The organism is Streptomyces sp. NPDC015532 (assembly GCF_043078065.1).
In the GTDB taxonomy this organism is placed as follows: Bacteria; Actinomycetota; Actinomycetes; order Streptomycetales; family Streptomycetaceae; genus Streptomyces.
Genome location: NZ_JBIBSY010000004.1, coordinates 270,337 through 285,142, shown reverse-complemented (window position 1 = coordinate 285,142; position 14,806 = coordinate 270,337). Strand labels below are relative to the sequence as shown.

Here is a 14,806-nt window from a genome sequence, read left to right as displayed (position 1 = left end):
ACTTCCGCGATGCTCGACCATCTGATCAGGGGCGCGACCGTCGTGGACGGGACGGGAGCGCCCGCCCGCACCGCGGACGTGGGGATACGGGACGGGCGTGTCGCCGTGATCGGCACGGTCGCGGAGCCGTCCCGGACGAGCGAGGACGCGCACGGACTTGTCCTCGCCCCCGGTTTCGTGGACCCGCACACGCACTACGACGCCCAGCTCTTCTGGGACCCGTACGCGACCCCGTCCCTCAACCACGGCGTCACCACGGTCGCGGGCGGCAACTGCGGGTTCACGCTGGCCCCGCTGAACCCCGCGCGCCCCGAGGACGCCGACTACACGCGCCGCATGATGTCCAAGGTCGAGGGCATGTCCCTGGTCGCCCTGGAGGAGGGCGCGCCCTGGAGCTGGAACACGTTCGGGGACTACCTCGACGCTCTGGAGGGCCGGATCGCGGTCAACGCGGGCTTCATGGTGGGCCATTGCGCGCTGCGGCGCTACGTGATGGGGCCCGACGCCGTGGGCGGACAGCCGACACGGGAGCAACTCGACGCCATGCTGCGGCTGCTGCACGAGGCCATGGAAGCGGGCGCCTGGGGCCTGTCCACCACCCAGTCCTCCACCCATTCCGACGGCGACGGGAAGCCGGTCGCCTCCCGGCACGCCGGCCCGGCCGAACTGCTGGCCCTCTCCCGGGCCGTGGGGGAGCACGAGGGCACCCAGATCGAGGCGATCGTGGCCGGCTGCCTGGACCAGTTCAGCGACGCCGAGATCGATCTGTTCGTGGAGATGAGCGCGGCGGCGGGCCGACCGCTCAACTGGAACGTCCTGACGGTCGACGCGGCCGTCCCCGAGCGCGTCCCGCGCCAGCTGGAGGCGAGCGAGCGCGCCCGCAAGTCCGGCGGCCGCGTCGTCGCGCTCACCATGCCGATCCTCACCCCGATGAACATGTCGCTCGGCACCTTCTGCGCCCTGAACCTGATCCCCGGCTGGGGACCGGTCCTCGCGCTCCCCGTGCCCGAGCGCATCGCGAGGCTCCGCGACCCCGAGGTCCGCGCCGGGATGCTGACGCGCGCGCAGAGCAGGGAGGCGGGCGTCTTCCGGCGCCTGGCCGACTTCGGCCGGTACGTCATCGGCGACACCTACAGCGCCGCGAACGAGGGCCTGACCGGGCGCGTGGTGCGGGACATCGCCGCCGAACGCGGCCAGGAGCCCTTCGCGTGCCTGGTGGAGATCTGCGCGGCCGACGAGCTGCGCACGGTCCTGTGGCCCATGCCCACCGACAACGACCCGGACTCCTGGGCGCTGCGCGCCGAGACCTGGCAGCACCAGGACGTCCTGCTCGGCGGCTCCGACGCGGGCGCCCATCTGGACCGCATGTGCGGGGCCCCGTACACCACCCGGTTCCTCGGCGACTGTCTGCGCGGACGCCGGCTCGCCTCCCTGGAGCAGGCGGTGAAGATGCTGACGGACGACCCGGCGCGGCTGTTCGGGCTGCGCGACCGCGGACGCGTCGAGGTGGGATTCCATGCGGACCTGGTGCTCTTCGACCCGGAGCGGATCGACGCCGGCAAGGCCGTCCTGGTGCACGACCTGCCGGGTGACAGTCCGCGGCTGGACTCCCGGGCGATCGGGGTGCGGGCCGTGTGGGTCAACGGGGTCGAGGCGATCCGGGAGGACGTGGTGACGGGCGCCGTGCCGGGCAAGGTGCTGCGGTCGGGCCGTGACACCCGGACGGTGAGCACCCGGTGACGGGCGAGACGGGGAGACCCGAGGAGCGGCGCCTGTTCATCGGCGGATCGTGGGTGGCGCCCGACAACGGGTTCTACGAGGTGACCGACCCGGCGACGGAGAAGGTCGTCGGGCTCGCCCCCGAGGCGTCGCGGGCCCAGGTGCACGCGGCCGCGGCGGCGGCCCGGGAGGCCTTCGGGCCGTGGTCGCGCACGCCCGCCGAGGAGCGGGCCGGCGTCCTCGCGCGGGCGGCGGACGTCATCCAGCGCAACTTCGTCCCGTACGCCGACCTCGCGCAGGCGGAGAGCGGTGCCACCACCGGGACGGCGCGCGGCATGCAGGTCGGGGTCGGGGCGGCCCGCTTCCGGCGCTACGCGCGACCCGAACCGGTCGAGCAGCCGCTGCCGCCGCAGATCAACGAGGCGGGCCCCTTCGGCGCGGCCGCCGTGATGGGCGCGCTGGCCGTGCGCCAGCCCGTCGGCGTGGTCACCTGCATCACCTCGTACAACAATCCCTGGGCCAACCCGGCGGGCAAGATCGCCCCCGCTCTGGCGATGGGCAACACCGTGGTGGTGAAGCCGGCTCCGCAGGACCCGCTGTCCGTGTACCGGATGGCCGAGGCGCTGGAGGCCGCGGGTGTGCCGCCGGGCGTGGTGAACGTGGTCAGCGGTTCGACGGCGGAGTCCGGCGAGGCGGCGGTCGACTCCGGGGACGTCGACATGGTCAGTTTCACCGGCTCGACGGCGGTCGGGCAGCGGATCGCCGAGGTGTGCGGGCGTGGCATGAAGCGCCAGCTCATGGAACTGGGCGGCAAGGGCGCGGCGATCGTCTTCGACGACGCGGATCTGGCCTCGGCGGTGTCGGGCATCGGCACGACCTTCTCCTTCTACAGCGGACAGATCTGCACGGCGCCGACGCGGGTGCTGGTGCAGCGAGGCGTGCACGACCTGCTGGTGCGGCAACTGGCGGCCTACGCGGGCCACTTGAAGGTGGGTGACCCGCGGGAGCGGGGCACGGTGGTCGGCCCCGTCATCTCGGCGGCCCACCGCGACCGCGTCGAGTCCTATGTCGAACTCGGGCGCAAGGAGGGCGCGCGGGTGGTGGCCGGCGGCGAACGGCCGTCCCTGCCGACCGGGTTCTACGTCGCACCCACGCTTCTCGCCGACTGCACACCGGACATGAGGGTGGTCCGGGAGGAGATCTTCGGCCCGGTCGTCGTCGTGCTGCCCTTCGGCGACGAGGAGGAGGCGATCGCCCTCGCCAACGACTCCGACTACGGCCTGATCGACTACGTCTGGTCCGGCGACGTGGCCCGCGCCTTCCGCGTCGCCCGCCGGCTGCGCGCGGGCGGAGTCGGCGTCAACACTGTCGGCCGCAACATGGAGGCCCCCTTCGGCGGCTTCAAGCGGAGCGGAGTCGGCCGCGACGTGGGCTCGTACGCCCTGCACGCCTACAGCGAGACCCAGGCGATCGTGTGGCCGGGGTGAGACCGGCGGTGCGGGACGGACACCGCTCCCGTAGCGTTGCTATCGAGTGAGTGTTAGCGTTGCTCTCATCGGGATGGTGAACCCCGCTACCCCGGCCGAGACAAGGAGCAACGCCATGAGTGAGCAGCCGAGCACCTCCCCGCGCGTCGCGATCGTCACCGGCGGGTCCCGCGGTATCGGCCGGGAGAGCGCCGAACGGCTGGCCCGCGAGGGGTACGCCGTCGTCGTGAACTACGCGGGCAACGCCGCCGAGGCCGACAAGGCGGTCGCGGCGATCGCCGAGGCGGGCGGGCAGGCCGTCGCCTTCCGGGCCGACGTCGCCGAGGAGGCGGAGATCGCCGCCCTCTTCGACACCGCCGAGAAGACCTTCGGCGGCGTCGACGTCGTCGTCCACGCGGCCGGTGTCATGGCCCTGGCCCCGCTCGTCGACCTCGACCTCGACGCCCTGGACCGGATGCACCGCACCAACATCCGCGGCACCTTCGTCGTGGACCAGCAGGCCGCGCGCCGGCTGCGCGCGGGCGGAGCGATCATCAACTTCTCCAGCTCCGTGCTGGCCCTCGCGATCCCCGGCTACACCGCGTACGCCGCCACCAAGGGCGCCGTCGAGGCCATGACCCTCATCCTCGCCCGCGAGATGCGGGGCCGGGACATCACCGTCAACGCCGTGGCCCCCGGCCCGACCGCCACCGCCCTCTTCCTGGACGGCAAGGACGAGGAGACCATCGCGCGGATGGCCGCCCAGCCGCCCCTGGAGCGCCTCGGCACCCCCGAGGACATCGCCTCCGTCGTCGCCTTCCTCGCGGGCCCCGGAGGCCGCTGGGTCAACGGCCAGGTGCTGCGCGCCAACGGCGGCATCGCCTGACGCCCGGTCGCCCTCCCGCCCCGACGACGTCAGGAACCCCGAGATGAGCAGCGACGCCCGTACCCCCGGCGAGGCCCGCCCGGCCGGCGCCGCGCCCGTGAGCACCAGGGCGCGCATCCTCGCCGTGGCCGCCGAACTGGTCGCGCGGTCGCCGGACGGTGACGTCTCGACCCGGGCCGTGTGCGAGGCGGCCGGCGTCGGCGCCCCCGCGCTCTACCGCCACTTCGGCGACAAGGAAGGCCTGCTGTCGGCGGTCGTCGACCACGGCTGGGAGCGCTATCTGGCGGCCAAGCGGGAACGGCACCCCGGCACGGACCCGGTCCAGGACCTGCGCGAGGGCTGGGACGGCCACACCGAGTTCGCCCTGCGGAACCCGAACCTCTACCGCCTCATGAACTCCCCGGCGATGCGTACCCCGCCGGCCGCGGCCCTGGAGGCGCACCGGATCCTCACCGCGGACCTGCGCCGCGCCGCCGAACAGGGCAAACTGCGCCTGGCCCCCGGACTCGCCGCACAGATGATCATGTCCGCCAACGTCGGCGTCTGCCTGATGCTGGTCTCCCGTCCGGCGACGTTCGCGGACGAGACGCTGTCGCGCCGCGTACGGGACGCGGTGCACGCGGCGGTCTTCACCCCGGACGTGACCGCCCCCGGAGCGCGGACGGCCGTCCCGGGCACGCGGGAGGTCTTCGAGGCCGCCGCCCCCGGCGTCCCCGCCACCGCGACCCGCCTCGGCGCGCTGCTCCGGCAGAACCCGAGCCCCGCCTTCACCTCCGCCGAGACGGCCCTGTTCACCGAGTGGCTGGACCGCCTGTCCAACACGGAGTGAGGTCCCGGCCGGGCCCCTCACCTCGTCATTTCGACATGATGAAGTCCAGGGCGTAACCGGAGGCGGTGGTCCAGTAGGTGACACGCTGAAAGTCGTTGGCGTACAGCGTGTCGACGGGCATGGGGACGTCGATCGGCCTGCCCACGGTGCTGCCGGACTTGCTGCCCTGGAGGGTGAGGGTGATGCTCTTCGCCTCGTACTCGTCCATGGGACCGCTGACGAGCAGAGCGGCGTACCCCTCCTGGCCCGGGTCGAGGGTGACGGGCTTTCCCGGGTCCGGGTCGCTGTCCTTGATCACGGGGGCCGTGGTCCGCCCGTCGCCGAGCCGCACGAGCGGGTAGCCGTACAGATTGCACTTCTTGTCGCTCGCGTTCTGGACGGTGAGGACGAGGTGCCGGGCGTCCCGCTCCGTCACGGCGGACACCCCGAGTTCCGTCTGGGAGCAGGCGACGATCGCCTGCTTGCCGCCGGCGCCGGTGCTGCCACCACTGCTGCCGGTGCTCGTGCCGCCCGTGCCACCGGCGCTGCTGGTGCCGCCCTTGCTGCCGGCGCTGCTCGTGCCCCCGCCGCTGCCCGTGCTGCCGGTGCTCCCCGTGCTGCTGCCGGCGCTCCCCCCGCCGCCGGCACCGTTCCCGGCCCCATCGCCGCTCGCGTCGCCCGAGGCGCCGCCCGGCTTCGCCGAAGCCGTCGCGCTCGGCTGGGCCGAGGACGTGGAGTTGTCCGCGCCTTGTGCCGCGCCCGGCTCGCACGCCGTGGTCGCGAGCAGCGCCGCGGCCGCCGCGGCCCCGAGGGCGTAGGGCTTCCAGCCCCTCGGGCTCATGTGGTTCCTGCGGGCAGGCGTGTTCATGGTGTCCCCGTTTCTCTTCCGATCCGTATGGAGTCGCGAGCGCCGCCGGTCGTTACCCCGGACCGAGGGACATGGGGGTCCCATGTGGACGGGCGGGCCGGGGTGTTGTGGCGCTGCCGTGCCGACGACGTGCTTCGGCCGGTGCGACAGCCACAGCATGGGATTCCTCGCGGGCCTGGGACAACAGCCGCCCGCCAACCTGGGACGATGGAACCATCCCACCCCATATGACCTGCGGAAACGCGGAAGCCTGGGATGCCTTTCCGGGATGTGAGGACCCCGCCCGGCCGCCCCGCCGCCCTATCCCCGCAGGTCCACCCGCACCGTCAGCAGCCCCGTCCCGATCAGCCGGACCGCCGTGCTGTTGCCCCGGGGCAGGGTGTGCAGCCGGGCCACCGGGTCGTCGTCCGGGAGGAGGTGCGCCGTGCCCTCGTGCCAGCGGCCGTGGAGCCGCACCCGCACCCTCGGGTCCGCCTGGATGTTGCGTATGTACTGCGACCGTTCCCCGAACTCCGAGACCAGCCAGAAGGCGTCACCGACGCGGCGGCCGCCGAGCGGGGTGCGCCGGGGCAGGCCGGAGACACGGCCGGTGGTCTCCAGGAGCGTCTGGAACGGCATCCGGCGCGCGAGCGGGTTGACGAGGTGCCGCTGGAAGGCGGTCGTGGTGCGGAACCTGAGGTCGGTGAGGCGGGCCATGGTCGGTGGGGCTCCTGTCCGGGCTGGTGTGTGACACAAGGGAGTTGTTTCAATGGTCCCCGATGTCGCGCGACAGGAGCAGGTGGCTGCGGATGCGGGTTGTGACCTGGAACCTCTGGTGGCGGTTCGGGCCCTGGGAGGAGCGGCAGAAAGCCGTCCTGGCCGTGCTGCGCGAGCTGCGGCCCGACGTCGTCGGGTTGCAGGAGGTGTGGGAGTGCGGCGGCCAGAACCTCGCCGGGTGGCTCGCGGACGAGCTCGGAATGCACTGGACCTGGGCCGCGTCCGACGCCTCGGACCGCTGGCAGCGGCGCATCGGGGACACCACGGTCGAGGTCGGCAACGCCGTACTGAGCCGCTGGCCGGTGGTGGCGCAGGAGGTGCTGCGGCTGCCCGCCCCCGACGAGCTGTACGACGGACGGCTCGCCCTTCACGCCCGCCTCGCCACGCCCACCCACGACGTGCCCTTCTTCACCACCCACCTCACCTCGGCCATCCACGCCTCGGGCGTACGCCGTGAACAGGTCACCGCGCTCGCGGAGTTCGTCGCCGCGCACCGGGGCGGAACCGACTTCCCCCCGGTCGTCACGGGCGACTTCAACGCCTGGCCGGACTCCGACGAGATCCGGTTGTTCGGGGGATACAGGACGTCACCCGCGGTTCCCGGACAGGTCTTCCTCGACGCCTGGGAGTACGCCGACCCGACGGCGCCCTGGGCCACCTGGGACCCGGCGAACGCCCATGTCGGCCCGCACAGCCCCGCCGCGCGCATCGACTACGTCCACGTCGGCCCGCCCGGCCCCGGCGGCCTCGGGCACGTGCGGTCCGTACGGCGGGCCGGGGACGGGCCGGTCGACGGGGTGTGGCCCTCGGACCACGCGGCCGTCGTGGCCGACCTGTCCCTCCCCCTGGACGGTCAGGACACGTCCTGAGGCCGGCGGCACCGTGCGAATGACCGGTGCAGGAGGCCACTTGGACGGGGAAAACGCAACGTCGACAGGGCTCGCGGAGGCGGCTACCTTCACCTGGTCCTCGGTGGTCGCCCACGGTCGCACAGGGGTTTCTTCGGGCTGAACCGGCCGCGACGGGACGAGCCGGTCACGCCCCACGACTCCTCGCCCCCCTGCGTGAGCCACCGATCCGACTCCACGCCAGGCAGCCCCGACCAGGGAGAGTCGCATGCCCCATCTCGCTCTGTACACATTCGGCGTCCTGAAGTCACCCCTCGCCGATCCCGCACCTCTCACGCACGAGTTCTACGAGATCGGTGAGGCCGTCTACCGGAAGATCGGCCGGCACCCCGGACACCTCGGGCATGCCGAAGCGGCGGAGGGGGACCGGGGCTTGCTCTTCGAGGCGGACTGGGGCGCATGGGGAGAGTTCGCCGTACCGACCTGGTACGGCAAGGGCCGTACGGTGGAGACCACCGCCCTGGCCGCGACCCTCTCCCTCTGGACCGGCCCGCGCCCCGCCTTCGACGCCGTCTACAGCGGTCCGCACCGTGAGGCGCTGAACAGGCGTTACGACTGGTTCGAGAGGACAGGACACCCGAACTACGTGTGCTGGTGGGTCTCCGACGGCGTGACACCCACCTGGCGGGACGGGGTTTCCAGGCTGGAACACCTCCACGGCCACGGCTCCGCGCCGCACGCCTTCACCTTCCACCACTCGTTCTCCCCGGAGGGGACGCGTACGCCGTGATCGGCGCCGCGCCCGGCTCTCCGGTGAGCAGCCCCGGCCGCCTGCCGGACGGTCCGAACGGCGGGACCTAGGACCCCAGGAAGACCGGATTGGTGAACGCCGCCAGGGCCCCCGGCACCGGGCCCGCCGCCGTCTCGTGGCGCAGTTCCGCGCGGACGTACGCCGCGTAGGACGCCGTCGTACGCCATTCCACCGTGCCGGAGCCCGCGACCGGCAGCGGATCGCTGGTGAACAGCGTGCCCTGGTCGGTGACGAAGCGGACCGTGCAGCGCGGGGCGCCGGTGACCTCCAGGCGGACGGTGACCGGGGTGTCCGGGGCGACCCTCAGCCGCTCCCCGATGCCCGCGTGTTCGCCCCCGGCCCCGGACGCGGAGAAGGCGAGGGAGACCAGCTTCGACTCGGCGACGTAGGAACGGCCCGCGCGGATGCCCTCCTGGACTGCCTCGCGGGTCAGGTCGTCCGCGAGGACCACCGTCTGCGGGGAGCCGACCCGGTCGGGATCGCGGTGCGCGTCGCTGTTGCCCATCGCCGGGAGCCAGTCGTCTCCCCCGCGCACGGAGGCGACCAGCATGTTGTCCCAGTCGGCGAGGGCGACCTCGTCGTCGGGGGTGTACGGGCCGTTCCACACCTCGACCGCGTCCGCCTCGCCGAAGCCGAACTTCCAGCCGCAGCCGACGCAGGTGGCGTGCGGGTGCGCGGGCACCACGAGCCCGCCGGAACCGCGGATCCGGCGCGCGAACCGGCCGAACCGGTTGTCCCGGGCCCGGTAGCGCCAGTCGACGAAGGTGCCCGGCTCCGTGCCGAGCGCCAGCACGTGCCCGTTGCGGGTGGTGACCTCCTCGCCGAGCATGATCAGCAGATCGTCGCCCGCCTGGTCCGCCCAGTGCGGATGCGCGGCATGCGTGTTGTGGTCCGAGGAGTTGATGAAGTCCAGGCCCGCCGCCCGCGCCAGCGCCGCGATCTCGGCCGGGGAGCGGCGGCCGTCCGAGTACCAGGAGTGCAGATGGCAGTCGCCGCGGTACCAGGCACGGCCGCGGCCCCTGGCGCGCGAGGGCGGATACACCGGTTCCGGAGCCGGAGCGGGCTTCCCGTACGTGAGCGTGATCGTGACCTCGTACGCCAGTCCCTGCGGCGCCACCGTGTACGGGCCGAGCGCGATGTGCCAGGTGCCGGGGCGCACCGGCCCGGGGAGGTAGCCGGGGGTCGCGTCGTCCGAGCGGATGAAGAACTCCGTGCGCGCGCCGCCCGACCAGCCCCGGAAGCCCCGGCCGCCCAGCTCCGTGCCGTGCTCGTCGAAGATGCCGATGTCCAGCGCGTTGCCCGCCGTGCCGGCCGGGACGGACGGCCTCTCGTAGGTGTAGGAGACCTTGATCTCCGCTACCCCGGTCGGTACTTCGACCGGGAGATACACGAAGTCGGGGGAGCCGGTGGGGAGGGTGCCGCGCACCGTCCGCGTCTCCTGGTCGTCCGCCGCTTCCGCGTGCGCACCGCTGGGGAAGGTCACGCTTCCCAACGTAAGCGCGGCCACCGCTCCCGTCACGAACAGCGCGCGTCTGCCGATGGTGCGGTCGTCCTCGCACATACTGCTGCTCCCCCGGGGCCGGGCGTGACCGTGACATGAGTGACGCGAAGTGCCACGGACCACTGTGGGAGCGGGCGGTGAACGCGGGTGCACGCCAGGGGAATCGACGGCTTTCGGGGAGACCGACAGATGCCGCGCGGCTCGAATCGGGCACGCCTGGCGATACCTGATCACCTCGACCGTATGCTCGAAGGATGACGACCTCCGCTACGGGCACGACTCCCGGATCCGGGCCGACGGCGAACTCCATGCGGCGAGCGCTCAGGCGCGCCCGGGACGGTGTCGCGCTCGACGTGACCGAGGCCGCGGTGCTGCTCCAGGCGCGCGGCACGGACCTGGACGACCTGGCCGCCTCCGCCGCGCGGGTCAGGGACGCGGGGCTGGAGGCGGCCGGCCGGTCCGGTGTCATCACGTACTCCAAGAGCGTCTTCATCCCGCTGACCCGGCTGTGCCGGGACAAGTGCCACTACTGCACCTTCGTCACCGTCCCCGGCAAGCTGCGCCGGGCCGGCCACGGGATGTTCATGTCCCCCGACGAGGTCCTGGACATCGCCCGCCGGGGCGCCGAACTCGGCTGCAAGGAAGCCCTGATCACCCTCGGCGACAAGCCCGAGGACCGCTGGCCCGAGGCCCGTGAATGGCTGGACGCGCACGGCTACGACGACACCATCGCGTACGTACGGGCCATCTCGATCCGCATCCTGGAGGAGACGGGCCTGCTCCCGCATCTGAACCCGGGTGTGATGTCGTGGACCGACTTCCAGCGGCTCAAGCCGGTCGCCCCGTCGATGGGCATGATGCTGGAGACCACCGCGACCCGGCTGTGGTCCGAGCCCGGCGGCCCGCACCACGGCTCCCCGGACAAGGAGCCCGCCGTCCGGCTGCGGGTCCTGGAGGACGCCGGCCGCTCCTCCGTCCCCTTCACCAGCGGGCTGCTGATCGGCATCGGCGAGACGTACGAGGAGCGCGCCGACTCCCTGTTCGCGCTGCGCCGGATCTCCCGGTCCCACCACGGCATCCAGGAACTGATCATCCAGAACTTCCGCGCCAAGCCGGACACGGCGATGCGCGGGATGCCGGACGCGGAGCTGGACGAGCTGATCGCCACCGTCGCCGTCGCCCGGCACATCATGGGCCCGGCCGCCTGCCTCCAGGCCCCGCCGAACCTGGTCGACAGCGAGTACGGGCGGCTCATCGGCGCCGGGATCGACGACTGGGGCGGGGTCTCGCCGCTGACCATCGACCACGTCAACCCGGAACGTCCCTGGCCGCAGATCGAGCTGCTGCGCGAGAGGTCGGCCGAGGCGGGCTTCGAACTCCGCGAACGCCTGTGTGTCTACCCGGAGTTCGTGCAGCGCGGGGAGCCCTGGCTGGACCCCCGCCTGCTGCCCCACGTACGGGCCCTGGCGGACCCGGAGACGGGCCTCGCGCTCCCGGACGCGGTCGTGGAGGGCCACCCGTGGCAGGAGCCGGAGGAGGCCTTCACGTCCTCGGGGCGCACCGATCTGCACCACACCATCGACACCGAGGGCCGTACCGGCGACCGCCGCGACGACTTCGACACCGTGTACGGCGACTGGGCGGCCCTGCGGGAGGCCGCGGCCCCCGGGATGGTGCCGTCCCGGATCGACACCGACGTACGCGCCGCCCTCGCGACCGCGGCCGACGACCCGACGAGGCTGACCGACGACGAGGCCCTCGCGCTGCTGCACGCCGACGGCCCGGCGCTGGACGCGCTGTGCCGGATCGCCGACGACGTCCGCAGGGCGGCGGTCGGCGACGACGTCACGTACATCGTGACCCGCAACATCAACTTCACCAACGTCTGTTACACCGGCTGCCGTTTCTGCGCCTTCGCCCAGCGCCGCACCGACGCCGACGCCTACACCCTCTCCCTGGACCAGGTCGCCGACCGTGCCGCCCAGGCCTGGGACCTCGGCGCCGTCGAGGTGTGCATGCAGGGCGGCATCCACCCGGACCTCCCCGGCACCGCCTACTTCGACATCGCGAAGGCGGTGAAGGAACGCGTCCCGGGCATGCACGTCCACGCCTTCTCCCCGATGGAGGTGGTGAACGGCGCCACCCGCACGGGCCTGTCGATCCGCGAATGGCTGACGGCGGCCAAGGAGGCGGGCCTGGACACCATTCCCGGCACCGCCGCGGAGATCCTGGACGACGAGGTCCGCTGGGTCCTGACGAAGGGCAAACTGCCCGCGGCGACCTGGATCGAGGTGGTCACCACGGCCCACGAACTCGGCATCCGCTCGTCCTCCACCATGATGTACGGCCATGTCGACCAGCCCCGGCACTGGCTCGGCCATTTCCGCACGCTCTCCCGCATCCAGCAGCAGACCGGCGGCTTCACGGAGTTCGTGACCCTCCCCTTCATCCACACCAACGCCCCCGTCTACCTGGCCGGCATCGCCCGGCCCGGCCCGACGACCCGCGACAACCGCGCGGTCATGGCGATGGCCCGCCTCCTGCTGCACCCGCACATCCCCAACATCCAGACCAGCTGGGTGAAACTCGGCACCGAGGGTGCCGCCGAGATGCTCCGCTCCGGCGCCAACGACCTGGGCGGCACCCTGATGGAGGAGACCATCTCCCGTATGGCGGGCTCCAGTTACGGCTCCTACAAGTCGGTCAAGGAGCTGGTCGCGGTGGCCGAGGCGGCGGGCCGCCCCGCCAGACCCCGCACCACCCTCTACGGCGAGGTCCCGGAGGAACGCCAGAAGGCGGCGGCGGCCTCCGACGGCCATCTGCCGGACCTGCTTCCGGTGCTGGACTGAGGGAAAACCCTTTCGACGCTGTCGGTGCTCCCTGTTAGGTTCATGCGGCTCACTTGATCAACGAGCCTCAAGTACCAACGGGAGAGGGCGACTTGAAGGATTCCAGAAGAGCGGTCGGGCGAGGACGGCTGGCGGTGGGGTGCTGCACGGTGGCACTGCTGACCACCGCGGCCGGCACCGCGTACGCACTCGACAACCTGCCGCCGAAGCAGCCGCTCGTCGCGGATCTGTCGACCCAGGGCAGGGCGTGCGCGACGGGCGCCGACACCGTGTACGTCTCCTCGGCGCCGACGCTCGACGCGGTGCTGTACGACCCGGAGGAGGACAACCAGCCCTACGAGACCAACCGGGTCGACGGCGACTTCGAGGCCTGGTGGACGGACGCGGCCGGAGCCGAGCAGCGTCGTACGTTCACCACCGACCACGGCCTGTCCGGGAGCCGGCGGAGCTGGCAGCTGCCCTCCGACATCCCCGCGAACACGGTCGTCTCCTGGCACGTCCGCGCGAACGACGGCCAGGCCACCTCGGCGTGGAGCGACGCGGGCGCCGGATCGGTCTGCTCGTTCGTGGTCGATGACACGAATCCGGCCAACGCGACGGTCGCCTCGCCCGAATACCCCGTCCCGGAGCAGGAGTTCTGGGTGGACGGCGTCGGCGTCTACGGCCACTTCACGATGGACTCGCCCTCGGACGACGTGGTGTCGTACGCGTACAGCTTCCTGGGCGGCCCGGGGGGAACGGTCTCCGCGGGGCGGCCCGGGGCGGCCGTGACCATCCCGTACCTGCCGCTCAGCAGCGGGCCGAAGTACCTCCAGGTCCGCGCGATCGACCGGTCTGGCCGCAGCAGCGGGCAGACCACCTACAACTTCAACGTGAAGTCCGGCCGCGCCTCGGTCGCCCACTGGAAGCTGACCGACCCGGCGGGCTCCCGTACCGCCGCCGCCGAGACGGGCACCGCCGCCCGGGCCGGCACCGGCGTGACCTTCGGCGGCCCCGCGCCCGCGGGCACCGCCATCACCTCCTCCGTCGCGCTGGACGGCGGCGGCCACGGCTTCCTCACCCCGGACGCCCCCGCCACCGACCTCCGCAAGTCCTTCGCCGTCAGCGCCTGGGTGCGGCCCGCCGAGACCGGCCGGACCATGACGGCCGCCTCCCAGGACGCGGACGGCGCACCCGGCTTCTCGCTCGGCCTGCGCGCCGAGGACTCCGGCCCGGCCTGGTCGTTCGCGATCGGTGACGCGCGGGTCTCGGGCGGCGCGCCCGAGACCGGTGAGTGGGCGCATCTGGTGGGTCTGTACGACGCGGAGACCGGCAAGGCGCGGTTGTACGTCAACGGCCGTGCGACCGGCACCGCGGCGGACGCGACGCCCGCCGAGGCGGCAGGCGCCTTCCAGATCGGCCGGGCCCGCGGGGCCAACGGCTACCGCGACCGCTGGCACGGCGACATCGGTGACGTACAGGTCCACGACCGGGTCGTCGTACCGGACGAGGTCTCCGAACTCGCGCACCGCGCAGCGAAGCGGCTCGGTCACTGGTCGCTGGAGAACGTGTCCGACGGCGCGAGCCCGGAGCAGGCGGGCGGCTCCCCGCTGCGGCTCGGCCCCGGGGCGACCCTCTACCGGTACTCCGACGCTTCCGCTGCCTGCCCTCCGGAGCTCGACCCGGACTGCCCCTACGTGCCCATAGCACTGGTGGGCGACGGGCATCTGCACCTGGACGGTGAGAGCGGCCACGCAGCCCTCGACGGACCGGCCGTGGACACAGCGGACAGCTTCACCGTCGGCGTCGTCGTGCGCCTCGCCGACTCCGAGCCCGCGCACCCGATGACCGTGCTCTCCCAGGCCGGCGAGCACACCGACGCCTTCAAGGTGCGCTACGAGCCGTCCTCGCGGACCTGGCAGCTCGTGATGCCCGAGAGGGACGAGGCCGGAGCCCCGGAGAAGGTGGTGTCCGAGGTCGAGAGCGCCGACGGCGGCGAGGGCCCCGGCCATCGCCTCGCCGTGGTCTACGACGACGGGGCCGACACGATCAGGCTGTACGTCGACGGCCAGCTCGGTGGCGGGGACACGGCCGACTTCCCGAACGGCCGGCACAGCGGCGGCGCCCTCCAGGTCGGCAGGGCCAAGGCCGGTGACGGCTGGGGCGAGTACCTGCACGGCGACGTGGACGAGGTGCAGGCCTACCAGGGGGTCCTGAGCGAGACGCAGATCAGGCAGCTCGGCGCGGGCGAGGGCATCGACCCGTGATCCCGCCGGTGCCCAGGCACTGACCACCGTCGAAGCGGGCGGCCGGAA

At 72.7% G+C, this 14,806-nt stretch carries 11 protein-coding genes; 8 read left to right on the top strand and 3 right to left on the bottom strand.

The window, feature by feature from the left end:
• The first annotated feature begins 9 nt into the window (after nucleotides 1-9).
• The 4 genes from ACF07B_RS15705 to ACF07B_RS15690 all read left to right on the top strand — a co-directional run bounded on the left by ACF07B_RS15705 (nucleotide 10) and on the right by ACF07B_RS15690 (nucleotide 4,900).
• Nucleotides 10-1,740 (top strand): amidohydrolase family protein, encoded by a 1,731-nt coding sequence (locus tag ACF07B_RS15705; protein WP_384235368.1) that lies wholly within the window; start codon nucleotides 10-12, stop codon nucleotides 1,738-1,740.
• Complete coding sequence (locus ACF07B_RS15700; protein WP_392179351.1) at nucleotides 1,737-3,206, top strand: aldehyde dehydrogenase family protein; 1,470 nt, start codon at nucleotides 1,737-1,739, stop codon at nucleotides 3,204-3,206. Before ACF07B_RS15705 ends, ACF07B_RS15700 begins: the two co-directional genes overlap by 4 nt.
• A gap of 115 nt (nucleotides 3,207-3,321) precedes the next feature.
• Nucleotides 3,322-4,071 (top strand): SDR family oxidoreductase, encoded by a 750-nt coding sequence (locus ACF07B_RS15695; protein WP_392179350.1) that lies wholly within the window; start codon nucleotides 3,322-3,324, stop codon nucleotides 4,069-4,071.
• A 43-nt stretch (nucleotides 4,072-4,114) separates the two neighbouring features.
• Nucleotides 4,115-4,900: a TetR/AcrR family transcriptional regulator gene (locus tag ACF07B_RS15690; protein WP_392179349.1), complete on the top strand. Its 786-nt coding sequence runs from the start codon at nucleotides 4,115-4,117 to the stop codon at nucleotides 4,898-4,900.
• 25 nt (nucleotides 4,901-4,925) lie between these two features.
• On the opposite strand, the gene ACF07B_RS15685 is transcribed toward ACF07B_RS15690, so the two are convergent.
• A complete protein-coding gene (locus tag ACF07B_RS15685) occupies nucleotides 4,926-5,747 on the bottom strand; it encodes a DUF4232 domain-containing protein (protein ID WP_392179348.1) in 822 nt (273 codons plus the stop codon).
• Between the two features lie 300 nt (nucleotides 5,748-6,047).
• A complete protein-coding gene (locus ACF07B_RS15680; protein ID WP_362392711.1) occupies nucleotides 6,048-6,443 on the bottom strand; it encodes a nitroreductase/quinone reductase family protein in 396 nt (131 codons plus the stop codon).
• A gap of 92 nt (nucleotides 6,444-6,535) precedes the next feature.
• Here ACF07B_RS15680 and ACF07B_RS15675 point away from each other — a divergent pair, with 92 nt between their 5' ends.
• Together ACF07B_RS15675 and ACF07B_RS15670 are read left to right on the top strand one after the other, a co-directional pair.
• Complete coding sequence (locus tag ACF07B_RS15675; RefSeq protein WP_392179347.1) at nucleotides 6,536-7,372, top strand: endonuclease/exonuclease/phosphatase family protein; 837 nt, start codon at nucleotides 6,536-6,538, stop codon at nucleotides 7,370-7,372.
• 247 nt (nucleotides 7,373-7,619) lie between these two features.
• Nucleotides 7,620-8,141 carry a DUF3291 domain-containing protein gene (locus tag ACF07B_RS15670; RefSeq protein ID WP_369482650.1) on the top strand — a complete coding sequence of 174 codons (522 nt, stop codon included), beginning with the start codon at nucleotides 7,620-7,622 and terminating at the stop codon, nucleotides 8,139-8,141.
• Between the two features lie 67 nt (nucleotides 8,142-8,208).
• Here ACF07B_RS15670 and ACF07B_RS15665 read toward each other — a convergent pair whose 3' ends face one another.
• Nucleotides 8,209-9,723, bottom strand: a complete 1,515-nt coding sequence (locus ACF07B_RS15665) for a CehA/McbA family metallohydrolase (RefSeq protein WP_392179346.1) — start codon at nucleotides 9,721-9,723, stop codon at nucleotides 8,209-8,211.
• Between the two features lie 194 nt (nucleotides 9,724-9,917).
• On the opposite strand from ACF07B_RS15665, the gene ACF07B_RS15660 reads away from it, so the two are divergent.
• Nucleotides 9,918-12,512: a bifunctional FO biosynthesis protein CofGH gene (locus ACF07B_RS15660; protein ID WP_392179345.1), complete on the top strand. Its 2,595-nt coding sequence runs from the start codon at nucleotides 9,918-9,920 to the stop codon at nucleotides 12,510-12,512.
• A gap of 674 nt (nucleotides 12,513-13,186) precedes the next feature.
• Nucleotides 13,187-14,758, top strand: a complete 1,572-nt coding sequence (locus ACF07B_RS15655; RefSeq protein WP_392179535.1) for a LamG-like jellyroll fold domain-containing protein — start codon at nucleotides 13,187-13,189, stop codon at nucleotides 14,756-14,758.
• The last annotated feature ends 48 nt before the right edge of the window (nucleotides 14,759-14,806 follow it).